This window comes from Psychrobacillus sp. BM2 (genome assembly GCF_048572895.1).
In the GTDB taxonomy this organism is placed as follows: Bacteria; Bacillota; Bacilli; order Bacillales_A; family Planococcaceae; genus Psychrobacillus.
On the sequence record NZ_CP183878.1, the window covers coordinates 3,170,741 to 3,194,057 of the forward strand.

General features: G+C 35.3%; 24 protein-coding genes and 1 riboswitch. Of the genes, 5 read left to right on the top strand and 19 right to left on the bottom strand.

What is annotated here, in order from left to right; genetic code table 11:
• Positions 1-3: 3 nt before the first annotated feature.
• On the bottom strand, positions 4-936 hold the full coding sequence (locus ACN6MX_RS15620; RefSeq protein WP_419959761.1) for a sensor histidine kinase: 933 nt from the start codon (positions 934-936) through the stop codon (positions 4-6).
• 10 nt (positions 937-946) lie between these two features.
• Positions 947-1,645 (bottom strand): LytR/AlgR family response regulator transcription factor, encoded by a 699-nt coding sequence (locus ACN6MX_RS15625; RefSeq protein WP_419959762.1) that lies wholly within the window; start codon positions 1,643-1,645, stop codon positions 947-949.
• Positions 1,646-1,813: 168 nt separating this feature from the next.
• Here ACN6MX_RS15625 and ACN6MX_RS15630 point away from each other — a divergent pair, with 168 nt between their 5' ends.
• Together ACN6MX_RS15630 and ACN6MX_RS15635 are read left to right on the top strand one after the other, a co-directional pair.
• Positions 1,814-2,563: an ATP-binding cassette domain-containing protein gene (locus ACN6MX_RS15630; protein ID WP_419959763.1), complete on the top strand. Its 750-nt coding sequence runs from the start codon at positions 1,814-1,816 to the stop codon at positions 2,561-2,563.
• Complete coding sequence (locus tag ACN6MX_RS15635) at positions 2,556-3,719, top strand: ABC transporter permease (RefSeq protein WP_419959764.1); 1,164 nt, start codon at positions 2,556-2,558, stop codon at positions 3,717-3,719. The genes ACN6MX_RS15630 and ACN6MX_RS15635 overlap by 8 nt, the downstream gene beginning before the upstream one ends.
• Before the next feature lie 130 nt (positions 3,720-3,849).
• Here the strand turns inward: ACN6MX_RS15635 and ACN6MX_RS15640 are convergent, their stop codons facing one another.
• Both ACN6MX_RS15640 and ACN6MX_RS15645 read right to left on the bottom strand, forming a co-directional pair.
• A complete protein-coding gene (locus ACN6MX_RS15640) occupies positions 3,850-4,902 on the bottom strand; it encodes an LLM class flavin-dependent oxidoreductase (RefSeq protein ID WP_419959765.1) in 1,053 nt (350 codons plus the stop codon).
• A gap of 319 nt (positions 4,903-5,221) precedes the next feature.
• Positions 5,222-6,409: a DHH family phosphoesterase gene (locus ACN6MX_RS15645; protein ID WP_419959766.1), complete on the bottom strand. Its 1,188-nt coding sequence runs from the start codon at positions 6,407-6,409 to the stop codon at positions 5,222-5,224.
• 182 nt (positions 6,410-6,591) lie between these two features.
• A riboswitch (Lysine riboswitch) is annotated at positions 6,592-6,771 on the top strand.
• Between the two features lie 298 nt (positions 6,772-7,069).
• On the opposite strand from ACN6MX_RS15645, the gene dapA reads away from it, so the two are divergent.
• On the top strand, positions 7,070-7,957 hold the full coding sequence (dapA, locus tag ACN6MX_RS15650; RefSeq protein ID WP_419959767.1) for a 4-hydroxy-tetrahydrodipicolinate synthase: 888 nt from the start codon (positions 7,070-7,072) through the stop codon (positions 7,955-7,957).
• Positions 7,958-8,268: 311 nt separating this feature from the next.
• Here dapA and ACN6MX_RS15655 read toward each other — a convergent pair whose 3' ends face one another.
• The 12 genes from ACN6MX_RS15655 to ACN6MX_RS15710 form a co-directional block, all read right to left on the bottom strand.
• Positions 8,269-8,781 (bottom strand): DUF1456 family protein, encoded by a 513-nt coding sequence (locus tag ACN6MX_RS15655; protein ID WP_419959768.1) that lies wholly within the window; start codon positions 8,779-8,781, stop codon positions 8,269-8,271.
• A gap of 187 nt (positions 8,782-8,968) precedes the next feature.
• Positions 8,969-9,628, bottom strand: coding sequence for a phosphate signaling complex protein PhoU (phoU, locus tag ACN6MX_RS15660; protein ID WP_419959769.1), 660 nt, complete (start codon positions 9,626-9,628; stop codon positions 8,969-8,971).
• A 13-nt stretch (positions 9,629-9,641) separates the two neighbouring features.
• A complete protein-coding gene (pstB, locus tag ACN6MX_RS15665) occupies positions 9,642-10,409 on the bottom strand; it encodes a phosphate ABC transporter ATP-binding protein PstB (RefSeq protein WP_419959770.1) in 768 nt (255 codons plus the stop codon).
• Between the two features lie 80 nt (positions 10,410-10,489).
• Positions 10,490-11,317 (bottom strand): phosphate ABC transporter permease PstA, encoded by an 828-nt coding sequence (gene pstA, locus ACN6MX_RS15670; RefSeq protein WP_419959771.1) that lies wholly within the window; start codon positions 11,315-11,317, stop codon positions 10,490-10,492.
• Between the two features lies 1 nt (position 11,318).
• Positions 11,319-12,233, bottom strand: a complete 915-nt coding sequence (pstC, locus tag ACN6MX_RS15675; protein WP_419959772.1) for a phosphate ABC transporter permease subunit PstC — start codon at positions 12,231-12,233, stop codon at positions 11,319-11,321.
• A 39-nt stretch (positions 12,234-12,272) separates the two neighbouring features.
• A complete protein-coding gene (locus ACN6MX_RS15680; protein ID WP_419959773.1) occupies positions 12,273-13,112 on the bottom strand; it encodes a phosphate ABC transporter substrate-binding protein in 840 nt (279 codons plus the stop codon).
• A gap of 303 nt (positions 13,113-13,415) precedes the next feature.
• Positions 13,416-14,288, bottom strand: coding sequence for an aminoglycoside 6-adenylyltransferase (locus tag ACN6MX_RS15685; RefSeq protein ID WP_419959774.1), 873 nt, complete (start codon positions 14,286-14,288; stop codon positions 13,416-13,418).
• Between the two features lie 77 nt (positions 14,289-14,365).
• Positions 14,366-14,788 (bottom strand): SRPBCC family protein, encoded by a 423-nt coding sequence (locus ACN6MX_RS15690; RefSeq protein ID WP_419959775.1) that lies wholly within the window; start codon positions 14,786-14,788, stop codon positions 14,366-14,368.
• A 77-nt stretch (positions 14,789-14,865) separates the two neighbouring features.
• Positions 14,866-15,270 carry a GNAT family N-acetyltransferase gene (locus tag ACN6MX_RS15695; RefSeq protein ID WP_419962643.1) on the bottom strand — a complete coding sequence of 135 codons (405 nt, stop codon included), beginning with the start codon at positions 15,268-15,270 and terminating at the stop codon, positions 14,866-14,868.
• Between the two features lie 345 nt (positions 15,271-15,615).
• Complete coding sequence (locus ACN6MX_RS15700) at positions 15,616-15,798, bottom strand: hypothetical protein (RefSeq protein ID WP_419959776.1); 183 nt, start codon at positions 15,796-15,798, stop codon at positions 15,616-15,618.
• Positions 15,799-16,931: 1,133 nt separating this feature from the next.
• The gene (locus ACN6MX_RS15705) at positions 16,932-17,585 is read right to left on the bottom strand and encodes a M48 family metallopeptidase (protein WP_419959777.1); all 654 of its coding nucleotides are present in this window, start codon (positions 17,583-17,585) and stop codon (positions 16,932-16,934) included.
• Positions 17,586-17,822: 237 nt separating this feature from the next.
• Positions 17,823-18,389 carry a DUF4256 domain-containing protein gene (locus tag ACN6MX_RS15710; protein ID WP_419959778.1) on the bottom strand — a complete coding sequence of 189 codons (567 nt, stop codon included), beginning with the start codon at positions 18,387-18,389 and terminating at the stop codon, positions 17,823-17,825.
• Between the two features lie 299 nt (positions 18,390-18,688).
• Here ACN6MX_RS15710 and ACN6MX_RS15715 point away from each other — a divergent pair, with 299 nt between their 5' ends.
• Both ACN6MX_RS15715 and ACN6MX_RS15720 read left to right on the top strand, forming a co-directional pair.
• The gene (locus ACN6MX_RS15715) at positions 18,689-19,369 is read left to right on the top strand and encodes a phosphoribosylaminoimidazolesuccinocarboxamide synthase (RefSeq protein WP_419959779.1); all 681 of its coding nucleotides are present in this window, start codon (positions 18,689-18,691) and stop codon (positions 19,367-19,369) included.
• A gap of 138 nt (positions 19,370-19,507) precedes the next feature.
• On the top strand, positions 19,508-19,948 hold the full coding sequence (locus ACN6MX_RS15720) for a YtoQ family protein (RefSeq protein ID WP_419959780.1): 441 nt from the start codon (positions 19,508-19,510) through the stop codon (positions 19,946-19,948).
• A 264-nt stretch (positions 19,949-20,212) separates the two neighbouring features.
• Here the strand turns inward: ACN6MX_RS15720 and ACN6MX_RS15725 are convergent, their stop codons facing one another.
• The 3 genes from ACN6MX_RS15725 to ACN6MX_RS15735 form a co-directional block, all read right to left on the bottom strand.
• Entirely contained in the window at positions 20,213-21,175 is a 963-nt protein-coding gene (locus ACN6MX_RS15725) for a tRNA dihydrouridine synthase (protein ID WP_419962644.1), read from the bottom strand.
• Positions 21,176-21,638: 463 nt separating this feature from the next.
• Positions 21,639-22,148: a YfiT family bacillithiol transferase gene (locus ACN6MX_RS15730; RefSeq protein ID WP_419959781.1), complete on the bottom strand. Its 510-nt coding sequence runs from the start codon at positions 22,146-22,148 to the stop codon at positions 21,639-21,641.
• A gap of 462 nt (positions 22,149-22,610) precedes the next feature.
• Positions 22,611-23,261 (bottom strand): DUF4352 domain-containing protein, encoded by a 651-nt coding sequence (locus tag ACN6MX_RS15735; RefSeq protein WP_419959782.1) that lies wholly within the window; start codon positions 23,259-23,261, stop codon positions 22,611-22,613.
• Positions 23,262-23,317: the final 56 nt, after the last annotated feature.

The window sequence follows — 23,317 nt, forward strand, 5'->3', positions numbered from 1 at the left end:
CCTTTAATTACTGTGGATACTCGGAAGTTTACATACTAAAGTAAACATTTCCTTCTCATTTAAAAATTCTAAATACCCCTGCTGTTCTTCGATAATGTTTTGAATTATAGAGGTACCTAATCCATCATGTGAAGGTTTAGTCGTTACGCCCACCTTTTTAAATAATTGATCTGCTACTTTTTGAGGCAGTCGTACTGTACTATTTTTACAGGTTAATATGTAAAGGCCACTTCTTTTTTGCAAAGTCATTTCAATAAACCCTTGCACACCAGAACGTTGATGCCATTCTTCACAGGCATCTAAAGCATTTTCTAAAATGTTTCCTAGCAATGCAACCACTTTTAGAGTATCTAGGGGCAATTTAGAACAAGGTATATCGAAATGATAGTTGATTGCTATATTACTAAAGTGAGCACGTTTATAAATACTGTGTAGTATAGCTGCCACTGCACCATGTTCTCCTTTTATAGATAAGTTTGTTTCTTCGTATCCGTCAATTAAGACTTCCATGTATTGAATTGCATCTTCCCTTGACTGCCTTTGCATCAAATAATGAATGGCGTTAATATGCTTCAAATAATCATGTCTTTCTTTTTTTAGCATTTGAAAGGTTTGATTGTATTCGTTATGTTGGACTTCTGTTCTAGCTATTTTCTCACGAATCTTATTCTTTGTTTTTCTATCTTTCACGCTGTATATAAATAATGTAATACTACTTAGTAATACACAAATATATGCTAACGACGGTTCGCTAAATACATATATGCCCACTAATAAAATCTGAACACCCCAAGTTATATCAACTATTACATATTTATAAGTGCAGAAGCTTATGGAAAGTCCTATCAATCCAGCAACCCAAAATGGTAAAACCACCTGTAAAAGTAAAGACATATGTATTATGCATAAAACACTGTATAAAAATAATTTTCCCATAAGTTTCACCTCAGAAATAATTCCGTTGAAGTATATCAATATTTTCTTTTGTAATTACAGCCTTTTCCTCTATTTTCTCAAAAGAAACTAGATAGGAATTTTTTGCATACAAAGAAAAATTCATGATGTAAAGAATATTAATAATGAAGGAACGGTGGGATCTCAAGAACGAACGTTCTCTTAATTCACCTTCTAATTCATTTAATGTCTGATAGGTTTTGATGGGACCATTTTTAGTATGAATCATTGTTGAACGTCCAGTGCGTTCGATAAAAATAATATCTTGCTTTTGAATAATATGAATATCATTTTTTTGTTTAATATATAAACGTCCAGTCATTTCGGATTTATATTGTTTCGCCATCAAACGCTCAATTGAATGAATGAGACGCTCTTTTGTATATGGTTTCATAATGTAGTCATGTACATTTATTTCAAAAGCATGGACCGCATATCCGCTATTCGCTGTTACAAAAATAACTGAGATATTAAGTGCATGTGAATGGATAATGTCTGCTAGTTCATAGCCCGTGAGGTCAGGCATCTCAATATCAGCAATAAGTAAATCAACGGATTGCTTTTTGATTTCTTCATAAGCTGTTGTCGCAGAAGTTGTCGCAAAAACTATATCAACCTTTTCAATCGTTGTGATAATTCCTTGTAATTTATCTAAATCTATTTGTCTGTCATCAACTAGTCCTACTCTCATATTATCTCCCCTTATACCTTATTAATTTTACACTAAAATGAATTTTCTGGCATAAGTTACTTTGTTTTACCCGTTTGGCGACCTCAAATGGCTCTTTCGCGACATCTTCGCAGACAGCCAGTGCTTTCCTTAGTAAGATAAAGACAATAAATAACAGAGGTGAAAAATATGATTCATATACAAGAAGTGACAAAGCAGTTCTATGAAAAAAAGAAGTACGTAACAGCTTTAAAGCATGTTTCTTTAAAAATTGAAGAAGGTGAAGTTCTCGGACTACTTGGTGAAAATGGAGCTGGGAAAACAACCTTACTTCGTTCAATTGCTACACTCATTCAACCCTCGAATGGTGAAATTCATGTTGACGGCTTTAATACAGTGAAAGAATCTGATGAAGTAAAAAAAAGACTCGGTGTATTATTCGGAAGTGAGACAGGTTTGTATGATCGTCTAACAGCCCGAGAGAACCTAGAATACTTTGCCTCCTTATATGGCTTAGGCGCACATGAGACAAAAGTGCGTATTGAAAAGCTAGCAAAAACTTTTGGTATGCGCGACTACTTAGATCGTAGAGTAGGTGGTTTTTCGAAAGGAATGCGACAAAAAGTAGCCATTGCAAGAACGATTCTGCATGATCCCGATATTATTCTTTTTGATGAACCGACTACAGGTCTTGATATTACATCTTCGAGTGTATTTCGCCAACTCGTTCATCAGCTAAAAGGGGAAGGCAAAACGATTATTTTCTCTAGTCATTATGTAGAAGAAATAACTACGCTTTGCGATCGAGTCGCAATGATTCATAAAGGTGAATTAGTTTATGAAGGAACTCTTGAAGAACTTTATAAAGAAGAAAATAATCAAGACTTAAACTATATCTTTATGAGTAAGTTAGTACGAGGAGGACAAAAGGATGCTTAATATTTTAAAAAAAGAATTGAAAGATAGTTTTCGAGATCGTAGAACCTTACTTCTTACAGTATTGCTTCCGCTGGTCCTCATGAGTGCACTTGTGTTCTTCTATGAAAATTTATTAACTAGTGATGAAGATGAAACTTACGGGATTGTCGTAAATGAAGAGCAACTTGAATTTGCAAAGCAATTACTCACTTCTTATGACAATATGGAAGTGACAGGTGTTGCAAATGTGGAAGAAACTATAGCGAATGGCGATGCATTAGCTGGAGTAATAATTCCATCTGACTTTGAACAGCAAATAACAAACGAGAATACACCAACCATTCAAGTACTTGGCGATTCATACAGTCAAAAAAGCGCGCTCGCTGCCAGCTATATCGAGTCTGCATTTGGCCAATATAATCAACAAATCGTTGCGGAACGCTTACAACAAAATAATATAGAAAGTGAACTATTAACACCCTTTATAATTGAACAAGTCCAAACGGTAGAAGGTGATTCTTCTATGATGTTAATTGCATTCTTAGTTCCGTTAATGCTATCGGTTGCAGTAGGTGTGGGAGTTGGCCCATCGGCTTCTGATTTAGTCGCTGGTGAAAAAGAACGCCGGACAATGGAAGCTTTATTGATGACTCCAGTGAACCGTAGTGCTCTATTATTAGGAAAATGGATAACCATGGTGATTATAGCAAGTTTGACAGGCATCATTACCTTACTCATTGTCACAGTGGAGATTATATTCTTTACCGAGAAATTAAAAGAAGGTTTGGCATTTGAAAACAATGAAGCAATATGGATAGCAGTGGTAGCATTATTAGTAATAATAGCGTTTGCTGCACTTATGGCATCTGCCTTAATGGTAACAAGTATTTTAGCGAAAACGGTAAAAGAATCCCAAAGTTATGGAACACCTGTAACAATGATTGTCATGTTGCCAGCGTTACTTACGTCAAGTTTAGGTTTAAATGAATTATCAACTATACATTTTGTAGTTCCCTTAATGAACTTATTTACAATCTTTAAAGAGTTATTTTTTGGTGTGTTGAATGTAGAACATATTTTACTGACACTAAGCAGTAATATTCTATTAGCAATTATTATTTTCTTTATTGGTCGTATTTTATTTATGAAAGATCGTTGGATTTTATCTAACAAATAGACAGTATTTCCATAACAAAACAGCACGACAAACTGCGGTATTATCGGAACACAGTTTGTCGTGCTATTTTATTGAGTATAAAAATAGGCATTGTAACGTTAACAGCTTTTACATAATATAGAGAGCTATATTAATTATCCTCAGCTTCCCATCTATCTATTTCTGTACGTACTATCGGTGCCACTTCTTTACCAAGTAGTTCAATTGCTTTCATTACGTCTTCATGAGGCATTGATCCAACTGGTACATGAAGCATAAAGCGTGTGATACCCACGTTTTTACGAAGGAATATAATTTTATCAGCTACCGTCTTTACATCTCCTACGTATAAAGCACCTTCAAGGCTACGCGCAGCATCAAAGGTTGAACGAGTATACGGACCCCATCCACGTTCTCTTCCTAAAACGTTCATCGCTTGCTGTGTCGGCGGGAAAAATTTATCTACTGCAATATCGGTACTTTCGGCTACGAATCCATGAGAGTGAGAAGCAACTGTCAGCTTCGATACGTCATGACCAGCTTGAGTTGCTGCTTTTTTATATAGCTTTACGAGTGGTTCAAACTGTAGCGGGCTTCCTCCAATAATTGCCAACACTAGTGGCAACCCTAGAAAACCAGCTCTCGCAACAGATTGGGGAGTTCCACCACTAGCGATCCAAATCGGTAGTGGGTTTTGTACGGGACGTGGATAAACTCCACGATTCTGAATTGCAGCTCGGTGCTTACCGTCCCATGTAACCATTTCAGACTCACGTATTTTCAAAAGCAAATCTAACTTTTCTTCGTACAATTCATCATAGTCCTTTAGATCGTATCCAAAAAGTGGGAATGATTCGATAAATGAACCACGTCCAGCCATGATTTCTGCACGACCATTGGAAATAGCATCTAACGTCGAAAACTCCTCAAATACTCGTACTGGGTCATCAGAAGAAAGTACCGTAACAGCGCTTGTAAGTCTTATTTGTTTTGTCTGTGAAGCAGCTGCAGCTAGAAGAACAGCTGGCGCAGAAGCCGCATAATCCTTTCGGTGATGTTCACCTACACCAAAGACATCTAAACCTACTTGATCTGCTAATACAATTTCCTCCACGACCTCACGAATACGCTCTGCATGGCTGATTACTTTTCCTGTTTTTACATCTGGAGTTGTTTCTACGAACGTTGTTATTCCAATTTCCATTTGATTTGCCCCCTTTAATTCTGCGGTTCCATTGTTTTTATAAAAGATTCTGTCGATTTTAATCATACCTTATCATTCTATTTATATTCAATTATCCCGTTTCATTAGAGGAAGTAAATATTGGTTAAATATTCCACTCTGAAAGTAAAGCTACTCCGAGAGCAAGTAAATCCAGATTGAAAGCAAGTAAGCAAGAACAACCCGCTAGTACCGTCTTGATGAAAGCAAGTATTTGGCGGATGAACGCAAGTAAATGGTATAAAAGTCAATTACTTTTCCGCTCAAAATTCAGAAATACGTTTTCACCAAAGAAAAGTCTTTATAAGTTGTCTCTTTTCTTCACTTCACTCATTAAGTAATCAACAAACAGCTCATCCCTTACCAAAGCTGCCTCATAGTTTCTTTTTAAGAAACGCTCGCCATCCTCAAAACTTGTAAAGGTTTGTTCCAATTCAATTTTATTTTTTTCAAGTATCCAATCCTGACTGTTTTTAGAATACAAGATGAACGTATCATTATTTCTATTCATATAAAATGAACCGAATGATGATAGTTTCAAGTTATATTGATTTCTTTTTGCGTCTGCCAGTATCGGTGAGAGATGGAAGGTGTCCAAAACAAATAACTTATATGCTTCCTCTGTTAAAGTACAGCCAGATGCTTTTTGATGTCCTCCTCCGCCGAATTGTCCAGCGACTTCAGATACATCAATATCGTCATAAATTGTACGAAGGGAGATTCTTTTCCCTCCCATGATTACAATCGCTATATAGTCAAGATGTGGATATTCTTTTCCTAGTTCATTGCCTAGCTCTGAATGGTAAGTTTCTGCATACACAATACCAGCTAAATGCTCCCCTATGTTTGCTTGAACAATCTCTTTTTTCTTTCGACGAATATATCTGTCAATCTTGTCTGCTTCCATTTTCAATATTTTCTTTTCAAATTCATCAAAATCAAAATGGTCACTCGTTCGAAGTCGTTCCATTATTTTTTCTTCAAATTCTTCCATCGATATTAAATAGAAAAGAGAGTTTAGTGAATGAGCCTGGTGGTTCCCATTCTTTTCCCACTCCCATGTATCATACTGTCTAACTAATTCTACAAACTCAGATACTGCCTCGCTTGGTTGCAACAGGTTATTTGTTACAAGATACTCATATAATAATGAAGTAGCGGAAGTTGGTTTACCTTCATCGTCTTCTACTAAAATATATCCCCACTCATAATCATTAAAGTGTAAAGCGGATTTATGATGATCGATTAGTTGGACCTTTCCTTTTGCATTATAAAAATCATTAAGTCTTTTTTCATTATCTTCATTTGGAGTCAAATCAGTTACAAATAAAAAAGTATCTGGCTCATCATTTTCTAAAAAGTATTCAATCTCTCGATTCAGAGATGAAATCGAATTATAACGCACCTTTACTTGCTCTCCAAAAGCTAGCTTTGCTAAGATGCCACATCCGACTCCATCTAAATCATTATGAGACAATAATTTATACATTCTTTTCACCTCTAGTATAGTATGGTTTTAACGTGTGAAACTTATTAATTTTCATCAAAAATATAGTTTATAATGCCATAAAAATAAGTTAATACTTATTTTACAGGTAATCTGTTGCAATAGTATTAAAAACCATGTATTATTTTAGTAATTAAATATTCTCTTATTTCAAATACATTTGAAGTAAGGATAGAGGCGCGAAGACCATCAGTATACTTTCGGAGGATAATGAGATCCTATGATGATAGTTGAAAGGGGAATTTGCCGAAGTTAAAAGAATCTCATTTTTCTTGAAGCTGGTTCAGCTGTTGAATAGACACTGGATTGTCATATAGGAGACTATATGGAGGGCTATCTTACGCACAGAAATATTACATTATTTCTACTGCAGCAACGAGCCCTCGTTGTTGCTTTTTTGCGTCTACTTAACTTGACTAAACAAATTTCAAGTTAAGCCTCCGGCGGATGTCACAAATTTTGAAGGGAGTTCTTAAAGGATGTTAGCCTAAGTACGTCGCATCCATGCGACAACGGCTACCTGACCTGCATCACGCAGGCCTTAGCGCAATTCAAAATCTGGACGCAATTACACCGAGGCGTAATTGATACCGCCCTTCTCCCTGAATTTTTAATAATAAAACGATAGGATGTGGAGAAGTTATGAATTTTGGACAAATATTAACTGCTATGGTGACTCCTTTTGATCATAATGAGGAGATAGATTTTCCAGCTACACAGAACCTAATAAATTACTTAATCGAGAGTGGAACAGAGGGCTTAGTCGTATCTGGTACAACTGGAGAGTCTCCGACGTTAACAGAAGAAGAAAAAGTCCAGCTGTTTAAATTTACAGTGGAGGTTGTGAATGGGAGAGTTCCAGTAATTGCTGGTACCGGCTCTTATAATACAAAAGAGTCCATCGAGTTAACAAAACGTGCAGCTGATGCAGGTGTAGATGGTATTATGCTTGTTGTTCCTTATTACAATAAGCCATCACAAGAAGGATTGTACCAACACTTCCAAACAATCGCAGCTGTCACATCTTTACCAATTATTCTATACAATATTCCAGGTCGTAGTGTTGTCAATATGTCAGTGGAAACAGTTATCCGACTTTCCGAAATACCAAATATCGTCGCTATTAAAGAAGCAGGCGGAAATTTAGATGCAATGTCAGAAATCATTAGCAGTACACCTGAAGACTTTTCGCTTTATAGCGGTGATGATGGGTTAACAATCCCAGTACTATCGATTGGTGGAGCAGGTGTCATTTCAGTGGCATCTCATGTTATTGGAAATGAAATGCAAGCAATGATTGCAAAGTTCAACGCTGGCAATGTTCAGGAGGCTGCTAAGGATCACCGCAGACTATTACCTGTTATGAAAGCATTATTTGCAGCACCCAATCCAACACCTGTAAAAACAGCTTTAAACTTAAAAGGAGTTCCTGTAGGGGGCGTTCGCTTACCTATGATTCCTTTAAATGAAGAGGAACTAAGTACTTTACAGAGTGTATTAGCCGCGCAATTAGAAACAGTATCTTCTTAAGAAAAACGTAAGTGCCACTTAAGGTCAAAGCCTGTTTCCAACGTTTTCTAAAGGCTTTGGACAGACGTTTTGCTTATATTATTACCGATTGATTTTTTGAGATGCTGATCGTGACTGACGTCACAATCAGCATCTCTTTTCTTGTTAATTTTATTGCGTTTATCTGTCCGTCGCTCTTCATCAACTTTAGAAACTAGTTAGTACAGCTTTTGGGAAGAAGAGATGAAGCTCTTTCTTACATATAAAAGAAGCGCCAGAAGATACAATTTCTGGCGCTTCCCTTTTTCTTTATTGAATAGACACTTTTTACTTTAACTTCTATATTTAACCGCTAAGCCTTTTAAGAATTTACGAGCAAAATTATCTCCGCATTCTTTATAATTACGATGTCCAGGCTTTCGTAAAATAGCACCTAGTTCACCTTTTGAAACAGCAATACCTCCATCATCCAATACTTCTAGCATATCCTCTGTTGTTAATTGTAAGGCTACCTTAAGCTTCTTCAACAACATATTATTCACATGGTCCTTCTGCTGTACTACAGGCTCTGGATTTGCAGGTTGTTCTGGTTTTGGATCCTGTTTGCCTCTTTTATACGTGATTAAGCCATTCAAAAATGATTCCAGCATTTTATTATTACACTTAATGTGGTTTTCATCTTCTACTACTTCTTCTTCTTCATTATCTTCTTTTGATTTCGTAAGAATTTTTAATACTTCTTCTTTTGTAACTTCTACCCCTCCTAGTTTAAAGATCTCAACCATGTCTTTGTTTTTAATATCTAGGGCATATCTCAATCTGATTAAAATATCATTATTCTCCATTTATAAGCCTCCTATGTAAGCATTGTATTCTCCATTTTCACCAATTCAATTCTAACTGTAACTACCTACTCTTGGAAACTAGCTTATACTAGAATAGCACTTCCTCTATAAAATGAGCTAGCAAAAAACCGGAGAAGAAAATTATTCATTTTCTCCTCCAGTTTTTTATTTCCACTTGTTAATAGTTTTATGAATTAAAATCATATATTTGACCTTTTATCAAATACGCTGTGCTTTCAGCAATATTTGTTATATGGTCTGCTGTTCTCTCAAGAAAACGATTAACAAATAATAATTGTACAAGCTGATTTGTTTCTTCTGAATGTTCACTTAAATAAGCAGTAAGTCTTTTATAAGTTTCAGCACTATATTGATCCACATCCTCCTCTAAGTCACCAACTTCTTTAGCAAGCAGGATATTTTCCTCTAAGAAAGACCGTAGTGCTTTTCGAAGCATTTCAATCGATATGTCCTTCATCTTCTCTAGTTGCGTAATATCTAGTAAAGATGTTGTATTACCTATCTTGATAGTTGCTTTTGCAATATTTACACCAAAATCAGCGACCCGTTCAATTTCAGATGAAATTTTAAGTACACCAATTATCTCGCGTAAATCTCTTGAAACCGGTGCTTCTTTTGCCATAATCCATATTGCAAATTGGTTAATTTCTATTTCAAGATTATCAATCGCTGTATCACCCTCAATAACTTTTAAAGCAATCTCCACATCCTGTGTTTTTAATGCCTTAAAAGATCTTTCTAGGGCAACAATTGATAGTTCACCCATTTCAGTGATTTTACTTTTTAATTCCTCTAAATTATTCTCAAAGTTTACTCGAATACTCATTTAAAGCCTCCTATTAACCAAATCGCCCTGTTACGTAATCTTCTGTTCTTTGATCCTGTGGTGTAGAGAATATGTTATCTGTGTCATCGTATTCAACTATTTCTCCATTTAAGAAAAACGCTGTTTTATCAGAAATTCGGGCTGCTTGTTGCATATTATGTGTCACAATGACAATGGTATAATCTTCTTTCATATTGGTTATTAGCTCTTCTATTTTTAATGTAGAAATTGGGTCTAATGCAGAAGTTGGCTCGTCCATTAGAATAATATCCGGTTTCATAGCTATAGCACGAGCGATACATACACGTTGTTGCTGACCACCCGACAAACCAAGTGCTGATGTTTTAAGGCGGTCTTTTACTTCATCCCAAATCGCTGCACTGCGTAAACTATCTTCAACAATTATATTTAATTCTTTCTTGTTTTTAATACCTTGCATTCTTGGTCCATAGGCAACATTGTCATAGATACTCATAGGAAATAGATTAGGTTTTTGAAATACCATTCCTACTTTTGTACGTAGTTTGATCACATCATTTGATTTATAAATGTCTTCATGATTGATGATAATATCTCCTGTAATTTTCACACCATCTATTAAATCATTCATACGATTTAGTGTTCGTAAAAAAGTTGATTTACCACAGCCTGAAGGACCGATTAAAGCAGTAACCTCTTTTTCATGAATAGCAAGATCGACTCCGAATAGTGCTTGTTTCTCACCATAAAATAAATTTAAATCCCTTACATTAATTATCGATGCTTCTTTACGTTGCTCCATATGCTAAAATACCTTCCCTACATAATTTATTTGGTCATTAGCTCAGCATGTTCTATTACTATAGACTCTTTAACTCACTCTTATTTATTTGTAGCTTTGTTAAACTTTTTTGAGATATATGTTGCCGAAAGATTAATCGCTAAAATAAGTACTATTAATACAATACCTACTGCTGCAGCAAGTTCAATGTCTCCAGATTCTTGTGTTACTAAATAAGCATGTACAGTTAAAGTTCTGGCCGATGATAGAATACCCTCCGGCATAGCAGCTACTGTCCCAGCCGTTAAGAATATTGCAGCTGATTCTCCAACAATTCTTCCGACTGAAAGGATAATACCAGTCAAAATTCCTGGCATTGAACTAGGTAAAATTACTTTATATAATGTTTGTAATTTTGTTGTTCCAAGCGCTAAGGAACCTTCGCGATATGAACGTGGCACTGTTTTTAATGCTTCTTCCGTTGTTCGAATGATTACTGGTAACACTATAATCGTTAAGGTTAATGAAGCAGCTAGAATCGACATACCTAATTTTAATGTTGTTACAAAGAATACCGCTCCAAACAACCCATAAATGATAGAGGGAATCCCTGTTAAACTTTCTGTTGCAAAGCGTATTAATCTAACTAACCGCCCTTGTTTAGCATATTCCTGCAAGTAAACAGCTGCTAATATTCCGATAGGTGTTGCAATGATTAACGAAATAAGAACTGTATATATAGTTGTTACAATCATTGGCCAAATACCACCATCTCCCTCTGGAGAATAATCACCAAAGATGAAATTGAAGCTGATCAAGCCAATCCCTTTATAAAAGATAAATCCAACAATCATTACGAGGACGGCAACTGATAAGAAAGCTGATAACCACAATAGTCCTCGAAGTAAGTTATCTTTAAATTGTCTCATCTTAGCTACCTCCCTTGGCACTAATTTTTGCTAATACAAAGTTTAGTATTAAAATAAATGAAAATAAAACAATTCCGGTTGCAAATAACATATCTTGATGTGTACCGAATGCATAACCCATTTCTAATGCAATATTTGTCGTTAGTGGACGAACACTATCTGTTAAGCTAGTTGGAACGATTAAACTATTACCTGCTACTAAAATAACTGCCATCGTTTCCCCAATTGCTCGGCCTAGGCCTAATACGATTGCGGTCATTATCCCTGATTTTGCTGCCGGTACAATTACTTTAAAGATTGTCCCAATTTGGGATACCCCAAGGGCCAATGAACCTTCACGATATGTTTGCGGGACAGCACGAATCGCTGTCTCTGCTACAGTCACAATTGTAGGTAGCATCATGATTGCTAGCACAAGAATAACTGCTATTAAGCTTTGCCCTTTCACTAAGCCAAATGTATTTTGTAAAAATGGAACAATGATTGCAAGTCCAAATACGCCATATAATACCGATGGAATACCCGCTAGCAGCTGAATTGCCGGCGAAATAATTTTGGCTAACCTTTTCGAGGCAATTTCTGCTAGAAAAATAGCTGTAAATAAGCCAATAGGAACTCCAATGATTAATGCTCCAATTGTTGCAAAAATGGACGCAACAATCATTGGGAATATACCGAATTTATCTTCACTCGGTACCCAGTCACTACCAAAAATAAAGTCTAAAAAGCTATAACCCTCTGCTATAAAGGGATGAGCTCCTTTATAGAATACAAATCCAATGATTAACAATAAAGTTATTACGGAGAGCAGTGCACAGATCAAGAATACTCTTGAAGACACTTTCTCTAACATATACTTCCTTTTATTTGCTTTGCCGATTTCTACGGCCCGCTTGTTAGTTGTTGGGATAGACACCTTATACCTCCAAAATTAAGTCAAATATTCTGTTGTTGTCTACTTTACAGGGATTGCTCCTGCTTCTGCTGCAATGAGTTGTCCATCTTCACTTAGGATAAAATCTATAAATCGTTGTCCTGCATCTGTTAATTGTCCTTCCTTATAGACAAATAAAAACGGTCTGGACAAGCTATATTTTTCTTGTAAAACATTTTCGGCAGTTGCTTCGACGCCATTAATATCGATAGTTGAAATCAATTCATCAATGTATTCAAAAGAGATAAAACCAACTGCATGTTTATTATTCGCTACAGTTGTTTTAATATTTCCATTACCACTTGCGATAATTGCATTTCTTATCAACTCACCCGAGCTGTAGTCTACAATTTCTTGAAATGCATCGCGTGAACCTGATCCATCCTCGCGAGAAACTACAACGATTTCCAAGTCATCTCCACCAAGTTCATTCCAATTTGTCACTTCTCCAGTAAAAATCTGTTTTATTTGCTCCATCGTAAGATCTTTTACTTTGTTACTTGGGTGAGTTACTACTACAATTCCATCGTAAGCAATAACTACTTCATTCAAACCACTCGCTATTTCTTCTTCTTTTAAATCACGCGATGACATCCCTATCTCTGACACTCCACTTATAGCGTTAGTAATTCCTGCTGAAGAACCAATTTGATTTATTTCAATATTCGTGTTGTCTTCCTCTGTATACTTTGCTGCTAATTTTTCAGCAAGCGGTCCTACAGAGGTAGAACCTGAAATAGATACTGTTGCATTACTACCATTTGACTCTTGTGAATCATTATTATTGTTTGTACATGCTGCTAACACAGTAAATATTGATAGCATTAATAATCCTATTTTTAACTTTTTTAAGCTGATCATTTCTTACCTCCAAAAAATATGTTAGGTATTTTTTCTATGACGGTTTTTGTCTAATTGTAGAATAAATGTATAGTGTAAATTTTAGACACTTCATTTGTAAAGCTTTTGTAAATTTCGTTAAAAACAATATGGTTTTTGTTAAATATTGTTAAAATTTAGCGTGTGAAAGATAACTTAGTTTGAGTTTAAATCGGTACTATATTACTTTCCAATTATTTCAAAATCATTCTATTTGGTACAAAAATAAAAAAAACTCGAAAATTCAATGTTGAACCTTCGAGCTTTTTTTAAGATGTATTTTTATTAATAGATTTCAGTTGCATTTGAAGATAAGCGCTTTATATGATTTAAATATGAAGTAACTCTCTCATCCTCTTTACTTTTATAATTAAATCCTAATGTATTAGCGACATATATAGCTGTAGTTCGAAACAAACTAGCCATTGCAAACAACGCTCTCCATACATCATCATAACTTCCGCTGGCATAAGTAGAAAGTAGCTCATTCCAGCACTTTTCCGAAAGATACTTTTCCAAATACTTACCGCATTTACCTACGCTAACGGAATAGTCATTATCAATTCCAACCTTCCATTCAATCATTTGAAGCAGCATTGGTCTGAGAATATTATTTAGATGCTCATGAGCATAAAGAATTTCTATTCTCCACAATCCCTTTGCCACATATGTAGATACCCACCAAAACTCATTGCAGCAATCAGCAAAAAATTCAGCAGAAGGACGCTTTATCCAATAATCTTCGTCTGTTGGAGATGCTACTTCTGGTAGGCAGTTATCCTTGTCCATTAAAATAACTGTTAACTTATCCTCTTGGCAGTATATCTCTTTTTCTTCCATCGGAACAAGTGTAAGGTCAATACGGTTTCCATCGGTAAATAACATTAAATAAGAAAATCTTCCTCCTAACTGTGATGGGAACATGGACATACTCTCCGGAGTTTGCATAATGATTCGTTCACCGAATACATCTATCCAATGCTTATCATCCATAAACGAATCCATATCTGTTACAAGATATACAATATCAAAGTCCTGAAGCAGATCCTTTGGGGCATTTGGATTCGTTCGCGATCCATTTAGTCCTACTGCACGAATTCTTTCATCATTCTCTGCATAATTCAAAACTAATTCAGTTATTTCTTTTGAAGTTCTCATACTGATTTGCCTCCTGTATTGAAAGGTGCCTGGTTCTAAATACAGAATTGTATTAGAACCAGGCACCTTATTTTAAATTACTGTTGCTCAGCATGCTTTTTGAAATTGTTTAATATCGACTGCCATCCTTCTTGTTGCATTTCAATTGGATTTGTCGTTTCAGGATCGAAAACTTCTACCACTTTCGTATCGTTTTCTAGTGGGATAAATGTAATTTCAACTTTTCTTCCATCTTCTAATTTATAAGAAATGAACTCTTGATCACGCACTTCATCATAAATCCCTCCAAAATCAAAACCAAAGCTTCCATCCTTTGCTTCCATTCTCGTAACAAATTTCCCACCTGCTCTTAAATCATTTTCAGCATGTGGTGTATGCCAATCATCAGAGGCATTATTCCACTTCGTTATATGATCCGGCACTGTCCAATATTCCCATACTTTTTCAACTGGTGCATGCACAATTGCTTCAATTGTTATTACTGAATTATTCTTGTCCATTTTTTCCGCTCCTTTTTTAAGCTATTCTCTTTAGATTCTCTGTTCCAAACAATTATACCTTCTTATTTTATCCGAAATCAATTTCCAGATTGCATTTTATAGTTTCTAAAAACCATTCCATTTGTCTTCGTCATTCCAAACTTATCATAATAAGGAACTAAGTCGTCGTCACAACATAAATCAATCATATAAATGTCAGCAAGTTCTTTTAGCATCCGACTTACTAATTCCTTACCTATACCTTTATTTTTGTATTCTGGCAAAACCTCTAGAAATGGAATATAGGCAGATAGAACTCCATCACTTATAGCAGTAATAAATCCAGCTACCTGATTTCTATTATCATCAATCGCAATAATCACTTTACTGCTGTTATTTAACAGTCTTAAATGAGTTTGTGAATTTGGTCGATTTGGCCAATCCACAAAAAAGCCCTCTAACATATCAGAAGAAATATCACCGGTTGAGTTTTTGTACAACATCATATATCAGCTCCTAATTTATATTAACTTATTAGATAGATGATACATATCAAAAGTAAAGTAACAAATATATAACCTCCAAGCATTCTAAGTAATACTATACGTTAATCATTAAAAAATGCAATATTTTGTATTTTCTAAAATAAAAATAATCCACCTATGTATTGGAAGTAGAGAAACAGTTGTCCACCTTTCTTTTGGGACTTTAACAATTAGGAAACCAAAAGAATCTAAATGAATGGATAACTTCTTGCCATTTCCCTACTGAACATTAAAATCAATCATATCTATAAAATAAAAAGACGGAGCCACACTTTCCCAGTGAAGCAACGTCTTTTATCCTAATCAGTTATCTCCGTTCAAGGAGCGTTTTCTACGATTCTCAATCTCCTTTGCTTCCGTCTCCCGGGCTTTCTGATCCTTCCGCAATTGTCCATTTATGCGTGGGTCTTGTAATCGCATTACACTATATCCCGACGGCCCCACTTTTTTACTTACTTTCCGTATTTCATTTCCAAAAAACAGCATGTCCATTCCTCCCTTCTATAAATTAGTCAAAGAGGACAATAAATACAATTCTTCTCCTCTCTATAAAATATGCAAACACCTAAGACACATAGAGGGTATGCACACATGAATAAGGAATTTAGTTAGATTTGCATTGCAGATAAAAATTGAATATGAAACAAAACATATTATTTTTTGTTAATAATAGATTGTTTCATGAAATTATAATGCACCCTGTGTCAGAAACAAACATGAAAATCACAACATTCTCCGAATCAACATGAATGTCTCTTACACAGGGTTTAATAAGAAAAACCAGGCAAAAATACGCCCGGTCCTTTAAGGTCAAAACCTGTTTTTATCGTTTTCGAAGGGCTTTGGACAGACGTTTTGCTATATTATTACCGAATATTTTTTAAAGAAGCTGGTTGCGACTGACGTCACAACCAGCCTCTCCTTTTTCGGTAATTTTAGGGCATTTGTCCCGCATTAACGGGCAGTAGATAACTGCCCGTAAAAGCCCGAATGGTTCAACTAACAATCAGTGGAAAAAAAAGCCCCACTGATTGAAGTTTCACTTTTTCTGTCCTTCACCCTTCTACAACTTTTAAAAACAGGTTAATACGGTTTTGGGTAACTAGTGATAAGATACTTTCTAATTGATAGAGTAAGCTCACGAAGATGCAATTTCGTTCGCTATTTTGCTTCTTTATTTAGTAACTACTTACTATTTTTCTTTATTTCCACTAGTATTAAAGAAAATCTACTCTGTTGATCCTTCTTTGGATAATTAATAGAATATATAATTCAAAAACGATTACAAATAACTTTATCACTCTCTAAAATTTGACCAATCTTATCATCAAAGTGATAAGCTATGCTAAATCTTATAGTGGAGTAATACACACTATATTGATTGGAGTGTAAGGTGGCGACTCCAGTGGGATGAGTGAGACAGATGAGCTATCACATCGACGCGCTAGCGACGGTGATAGCTCATCGCTCACCCCACGGAAAGCGTCCACCTGAAACGGAAATCACAAGTATTATTCATTTTTTAAAGTGCTATAAATCCAGTGCTCATGGTACATTTTTATATACTTTCTTATTCTTTAAGAAAAACGATCACATTTTTTTGAAAATGTGATCGTTTTTTAAAGTGACATCGAATGACCATGCCTTGCTAGATACTCTTCTTTTTCTTTATAATCTGGCATAATACTTCCAACACGTCGCCAAAATGATCGATCATGATTCATATGAGTTATATGACATAATTCATGGATTACCACATAATCGATCACTTCTATTGGAGCCATAGCAAGACGATAATTAAAGGTTAACTTTTTATCCGAACTACAACTACCCCACTTGACTTTAGATTCTACTATTTCAATGATTTTAGGCTTTACTTTCAGTTGTTTTTGATATATTTTTATCCGTTCTTCTACAATCGCCTTACATCTATTGATATAGAATCTCTTGAGATTTTTTTTAAGTACCTCTTCATTTAACTCACTACAATCTATTAATTCTTGAAGAAATCTTTCTTCTCCCATGTACAAGAACTTCCCGAGAGCGTGATACTCTCTTGCCTTGGGTATTTCTCGAGCTGTACTAATCTCATGAATTTTGTCTAGTATCCATTTCCCTTTACTTCTTATTGCACTAACAATAATCTCTTTACTTGTGTCTTTTGGGGCTTTAACAGTTAAGAAACCAAAAGAATCTATATGAATAGATAATTTCTTGGCATTCCCATACTGAACACTAAATTCAATCATATTATTTTCAATTTCAACTTTCATAAATATCCTCATTTTTATATATTATTAGTTCGTAACTAGTGTTCCTATTCATTAATAAAAATAATCTCTTACAATCAGACATAGTAAAAGGTGTTATATCCTATACAACTTTGGTTTGTTTTAGGATATGACACCTTAACTCTCAATTTATATTCTAATACTATTTAAAACTCCAGTAATTGAAGTATGAAATACCCTTCCATTGGTGATATCTCTGGAACAGAAAGACAAGGAATTTTAGACTCTCAGCGAGCCACGGAAACCTCTTGCAGCATAGTAGGAGTCAGCACCATTGTGGTACACAAAGACAGTATCGTAACGATAATCACAAAATATGGCCCCGCCAAGTTTTCTAATATTGGCAGGTGTTTGCACCCAGCTAGACGTTTTCAAATCAAAATTCCCCAGTTTCTGCAACTCTCGGTATTGTTCTTCCGTTAAAAGTTCAATGCCCATCGCTGTTGCCATATCAATAGCGCTATTTTCTGGCTTATGTTTTTTTCTTGAATCCAATGCTTTACGGTCGTAACAAAAACTTCTGCGGCCCTTGGGACTTTCTGCTGAACAGTCATTAAAAATATACTTGTCATTTTCCTTATCATAACCAACAACATCAGGTTCCCCTTCAGTTTTTTCCATTTCATAAAGTGACCACATTTTTTCAGTATTCGCTTCTAGCCTTGCTTGGACACTCATCCATTCAATACCATCATGACGATTCATGTTTTTCTCAAAACGGTTTTTCAATACACTAAGTAATTCCTCATGCTGTTCTAATGGCAACTCCAAATTTTCCTTTGTCATATTAGTACCTCCTAATTATATCACTTGTCCTATTTATTTTATCTTCACACAGTTTAGTCGATAGTTCAAGCTTGCGATAATTGAACCACACCTTGTTCATTAAAGACAAATAACTTGATAAAGGAAAGAGTTTAACTATTTTTCGAAAATTCTTTTTTAAAAGTGTATTATTAAAGTACAATAGTTGGCATTTATATGAATCTTCGATAGATTCCTTGAACAACTATATTTTTTTGATTTAATATAGCTATAATGCTTGAATTTCCATACGATGGCTAAAATCATAAAGGAGACCTGACATGAAGCATATTTATACAGGAAAAACAAAAGATGTATATGAATTAGAGGATGGCAACTACCTTTTACAATTTAAAGATGATGTTACGGGTGTTGACGGTGTATTTGATCCAGGTGCCAATTCGGTAGGGTTGAAGATCGAGGGTGCTGGACGTTCAGGATTAAAGCTTACAAAATACTTTTTTGAAGTATTAAAAGAAATAGGAATCCCAACTCATTATATTGATGCTGATATCGAAATGGCAACAATGATTGTAAAGCCTGCTGAAGTTTTCGGAAAAGGGCTTGAAGTCATTTGCCGATATCGTGCAGTAGGAAGCTTTTTACGTAGATACGGATTATACGCTGAAGAGGGACAACCATTAGATGCTTTCGTCGAAGTGACACTTAAAGACGATGAACACGAAGACCCTCCAATTAGTGAAGATGCTTTAGATATGCTAGATGTCTTAACTAAAGATGAATATAAAGTATTAAAAGTATTGACACAACAAATCGGAAACGTCGTTAAAGAAGAACTTTTGAAAAAAGATATTGAGTTATATGATATTAAATTTGAATTCGGACGTACAGATAAAGATAAACAAATTGTTCTGATTGATGAAATCTCTGGTGGTAACATGCGTGCTTATAAAGATGGAAAATATATCGAACCATTAGAATTAGAAAAACTGTTCTTATAAGCATCCTAAAAACACAAAGTCTAGGACATAACATATTTTATATAACTAATATGTTATGTCCTTTTTGGTGTTCACTTTAAAAACTTCCTTAGTTTAGATACTATATGATTAGAGTCAAATAGTATTGGAGGAATTAGAATGAAACTTATTGTTTATTTAGCAGGTCAGATTCATGATGATTGGAGAGATGAAGTTGCACAAAAAGCAAAGGCAAAAAATCTTCCTCTCGAATTTGTAGGACCACAAACAACTCATGATCGTTCAGACAATATCGGCGAAGAAATTCAAGGAAAACAACCATCTAACCTTTATAAAGATGATGCTGCATCAGATATTAATAATTTTCGGACACAGGTCTTAATGAAGAAAGCTGATGTCGTCATAGCCTTATTCGGAGAAAAGTATAAACAATGGAATACAGCAATGGACGCCAGCACGGCAATTGCCATGAACAAACCGACTATTATTATTAGACCTGAATCATTAATTCACCCATTAAAAGAGCTTTCGAACAAGGCAAATGTAACTGTAGAAACCGTTGATCAAGCAATAGATGTCATCAGTTATATTTTTGATTGATATTTAATCAATTATGCCTCGGCATAATTGCGTCCAGATTTTGAATCGAGCTTGCTCGATTGACTCCTTTCAAAATCTGTGACATCCGCCGGAGGCTTTATCTTCGTTCAGCGGGCGTTTGAACACCCGCTGAACAGTATACAAAACTGCATTCATCTAACCTACCTATAGAGGTGGAATTCTTCTGCTGAATGAAGATAAATAAAAACAGTGAGTTTGATCTTAACTCACTGTTTTTTATCATTCTACTGTTTTCCCCATCAATCAATTTTCTTGTTCAAAGCTATCGAGCAATGAACGCACTTCATCAGTTGACTTTGTGTTCATCAATTGATTTCTTAATTCACCAGCTCCTCGGAATCCTTTGACATATATTTTGAAGAAGCGATGCAGTGCTGTGATGGAACGTGGCAAATCTGCTGCATATTGATCTTGAAGATCTAGTTGCAATCTTAGAAGATCAAGATATTCCGTAGTACTATGCTCTTTCGGCTCTTTTTCGAAAGCAAAAGGATTTTTAAAAATACCTCGTCCAATCATAACCCCATCAACACCATACTTACGGGCGAGCTTCTGGCCAGTTTCACGGTCAGGAATGTCACCGTTAATAGTTAATAGAGTATTCGGTGCGATACTATCGCGTAATTTTTTTATCTCCGGAATTAGCTCCCAGTGCGCATCTACCTGGCTCATTTCCTTTCGAGTACGCAGATGAATAGACAGATTGGCAATGTCTTGTTTGAATATATGCGTTAACCAGTCCTGCAACTCCTCTATATCCGTGTAACCAATCCTTGTTTTCACACTGACAGGCAATCCTCCCGCTTTTGCTGCTTGTATTATATCTGCTGCTACTTCTGGGCGCAGGATAAGACCGCTTCCCTTACCTCTAGTTGCTACATTCGGTACAGGACAACCCATATTAATATCTACACCTTTAAAGCCTAGTTCTGCCATACCAATACTCATTTGACGGAAATATTCGGGCTTATCTCCCCATATATGTGCAACCATTGGCTGTTCGTCTTCTGTAAATATCAAACGCCCACGTACACTTTTCTGTCCCTCAGGATGACAATAGCTATCTGAGTTTGTAAACTCTGTAAAAAACACATCCGGTTTACCTGCTTTACTGACGACATGACGAAAAACAACATCCGTCACATCTTCCATTGGTGCAAGTACAAAAAATGGTCGTGGTAAATCACGCCAAAAATTCTCTTTCATATTCAAATTCAATTCCTCTCATCATGGTGTAATCGGTGAGTTAAATATATAAGTTAATTTCATTCAAGCATATTAAATAGTGAAATCCCAACAATGTTGATTTCCGCTTTAGGCTGACGATTTCCGCGGGCACGGCTCAAGCCTATAGTCTCTCGCTCGTGCTGTTCCCGCTGGAGTCGCCACCTGCCGCTCCAATCCACAGGATCAACTTTTTAAAAACGAATAAAGAATTACGATATAAAGTAAACATTCGTATTTTAAAATTAAATAGGTAATTATGAAATTGACTTATTCAAGTCATTATTATAGTATAACCTAGCTTTTTTAATTTATCTTCTAACATGTTTTCTACTTGGAAATTCACAAGTAAAGCAGACGGTCAAATAGAGGTGCATTATAGCACTTCTAAACCGTCTGCTTTTATATTTCATCAAATATTTAGTTGACTTCAATACATATCGTATCATTTTGATAAGGCAATTTTAATATGAGCTAAGTGATGCTCTTGGTGCCAAGCTAATTTTGCAACTTTTGTTGCCACTGTTATTTTACCGTTTGTTTGGTGAGTAAATGCTCGTTCTAATTGCTCTTCAGTTAAACTGTGTCCTAAAGATACAATACGCTTATTTAAACCTTCTAACATCTTAATAGAACTTTCTACAGGGAGCTTTGTGTCTGGTAGAACAGCCCACTTTTCTTCGTTAAAAGCTGGTACTGTTGGATTGTCATCTGTTAAAGCTAGCTTCAAACGCTGATACATATTCAACTGCGAATCTGCAATGTGATGAACAAGCCCGCGAACTGTCCAGGCACCTTCACGATAAGTCTTTCTTAATTCCTCATCACTTAATGAGTCGACAGTTTCTCTAAGTCGAATCGTATAAGTTTCAATTTCCTTTAACCATTCTTGGATATTTTCTAATGTTACTTTTTCAGGAACTTGTAATTCTCCAATTGGGTATTTTACATCCATTTTCAAACCCCTTTTCCCTATTCTGTATTAACACTTAATATACCAATCTGCTTAGTTGTTGTAAACCTCAACTAAAGACTATAAATGTTGAAAAGCTTATAAATATTAGGTAACTGAATACACTAGGAATAATTCATGCACCCTTAATATATTTCTCTTTTATTGAATAACCAACATAAACTCTTCCAACAACCCCTACCTCAAACCCGCATTCTTCCTTCCGAGTTAAAATATTTCGGTCAGAACCCCCTTTTTGGCGATTATTGATACAAAAATGACCTTTTTAAAGGGATAGGCATGAAAAAGACCAGGAAATCGGAAATGTTATTTTCACGAATACCGGGTCTGAATCGAAAATGTTTATTATTATTGAGATATGTTTATTTTAGTTAGACAATTACAATTCCAGCCAAGCAACCGCTTCACAATGTGCGGAGTGCAAGTGGCAACACAAGAGTGCTATTAGAATTTGATTTTTAACTTTTCGGCATCATCTAGTGTTTTATCTTGCTCATTAAAAACATCACTTGTTGTAATTTCAAATGAGTCAATCTTAGATTTTTCAATAATGAAACCTAAATTCCCTTTTTTTGTTTCATTTGCTGGAATTTCTCCATTTAATTCTTCTAAGTAAATATCATCTTCCCAAGTCTTTTGCTCTCCAGCACTTGTATGAACTAATGAAATAGGAGCAAATTTTAAGTTTTGATTTGAAGTGTTTTTTATTTCTACGAATACTTTTACAAAATCAAACTCTTGATCGTGAGTGTAGCTATGAAAAAAATCGATTAAGCCATAATCTGGTTTAAAATGAAGAGCTTTTGCTTCTCTTATCGTCAATTCAATTGCTCCAATTTTGACAGTTTGACTCTCTTTATTTATATCGTTTAATGTAACTTCACCCTTTACATCTCGAATAGTTGTTCCTACTTCTTGCAGAGATTGATCATTGGTTACTTGGGGATTATCGAGATAACCTTGATAATAACTTGGAGTTTCGTTGGTAGAAATAGAATTTACTTCAGTGGTAACCTGTTGTTCATCCTGATTATTTGCACAACCAATTAAAAGAAAAGGTATTAATACTATTAGATATATTGCTCGTTTCATCATAAATCTCCCATCAAAAATGTATAAAAGGTTCCTATTGCTAAATATTTAACAATAGG

What these genes read in the sequence shown, in the direction of transcription:
- ACN6MX_RS15730 (WP_419959781.1), bottom strand. Translation starts at nt 22,148, where the DNA reads ATGGATGTAAAATACCCAATTGGAGAATTACAAGTTCCTGAAAAAGTA.
- ACN6MX_RS15685 (WP_419959774.1), bottom strand. Translation starts at nt 14,288, where the DNA reads ATGAGAACTTCAAAAGAAATAACTGAATTAGTTTTGAATTATGCAGAG.
- pstB (WP_419959770.1), bottom strand. Translation starts at nt 10,409, where the DNA reads ATGGAGCAACGTAAAGAAGCATCGATAATTAATGTAAGGGATTTAAAT.
- ACN6MX_RS15700 (WP_419959776.1), bottom strand. Translation starts at nt 15,798, where the DNA reads ATGCTGTTTTTTGGAAATGAAATACGGAAAGTAAGTAAAAAAGTGGGG.
- ACN6MX_RS15710 (WP_419959778.1), bottom strand. Translation starts at nt 18,389, where the DNA reads ATGACAAAGGAAAATTTGGAGTTGCCATTAGAACAGCATGAGGAATTA.
- ACN6MX_RS15655 (WP_419959768.1), bottom strand. Translation starts at nt 8,781, where the DNA reads ATGGAGAATAATGATATTTTAATCAGATTGAGATATGCCCTAGATATT.
- ACN6MX_RS15680 (WP_419959773.1), bottom strand. Translation starts at nt 13,112, where the DNA reads ATGATCAGCTTAAAAAAGTTAAAAATAGGATTATTAATGCTATCAATA.
- ACN6MX_RS15625 (WP_419959762.1), bottom strand. Translation starts at nt 1,645, where the DNA reads ATGAGAGTAGGACTAGTTGATGACAGACAAATAGATTTAGATAAATTA.
- ACN6MX_RS15725 (WP_419962644.1), bottom strand. Translation starts at nt 21,175, where the DNA reads ATGAAAGAGAATTTTTGGCGTGATTTACCACGACCATTTTTTGTACTT.
- ACN6MX_RS15715 (WP_419959779.1), top strand. Translation starts at nt 18,689, where the DNA reads ATGAAGCATATTTATACAGGAAAAACAAAAGATGTATATGAATTAGAG.
- ACN6MX_RS15635 (WP_419959764.1), top strand. Translation starts at nt 2,556, where the DNA reads ATGCTTAATATTTTAAAAAAAGAATTGAAAGATAGTTTTCGAGATCGT.
- ACN6MX_RS15695 (WP_419962643.1), bottom strand. Translation starts at nt 15,270, where the DNA reads ATGTTGTACAAAAACTCAACCGGTGATATTTCTTCTGATATGTTAGAG.
- ACN6MX_RS15645 (WP_419959766.1), bottom strand. Translation starts at nt 6,409, where the DNA reads ATGTATAAATTATTGTCTCATAATGATTTAGATGGAGTCGGATGTGGC.
- ACN6MX_RS15630 (WP_419959763.1), top strand. Translation starts at nt 1,814, where the DNA reads ATGATTCATATACAAGAAGTGACAAAGCAGTTCTATGAAAAAAAGAAG.
- ACN6MX_RS15690 (WP_419959775.1), bottom strand. Translation starts at nt 14,788, where the DNA reads ATGGACAAGAATAATTCAGTAATAACAATTGAAGCAATTGTGCATGCA.
- ACN6MX_RS15640 (WP_419959765.1), bottom strand. Translation starts at nt 4,902, where the DNA reads ATGGAAATTGGAATAACAACGTTCGTAGAAACAACTCCAGATGTAAAA.
- phoU (WP_419959769.1), bottom strand. Translation starts at nt 9,628, where the DNA reads ATGAGTATTCGAGTAAACTTTGAGAATAATTTAGAGGAATTAAAAAGT.
- dapA (WP_419959767.1), top strand. Translation starts at nt 7,070, where the DNA reads ATGAATTTTGGACAAATATTAACTGCTATGGTGACTCCTTTTGATCAT.
- ACN6MX_RS15705 (WP_419959777.1), bottom strand. Translation starts at nt 17,585, where the DNA reads ATGAAAGTTGAAATTGAAAATAATATGATTGAATTTAGTGTTCAGTAT.
- ACN6MX_RS15720 (WP_419959780.1), top strand. Translation starts at nt 19,508, where the DNA reads ATGAAACTTATTGTTTATTTAGCAGGTCAGATTCATGATGATTGGAGA.
- pstA (WP_419959771.1), bottom strand. Translation starts at nt 11,317, where the DNA reads ATGAGACAATTTAAAGATAACTTACTTCGAGGACTATTGTGGTTATCA.
- ACN6MX_RS15620 (WP_419959761.1), bottom strand. Translation starts at nt 936, where the DNA reads ATGGGAAAATTATTTTTATACAGTGTTTTATGCATAATACATATGTCT.
- ACN6MX_RS15735 (WP_419959782.1), bottom strand. Translation starts at nt 23,261, where the DNA reads ATGATGAAACGAGCAATATATCTAATAGTATTAATACCTTTTCTTTTA.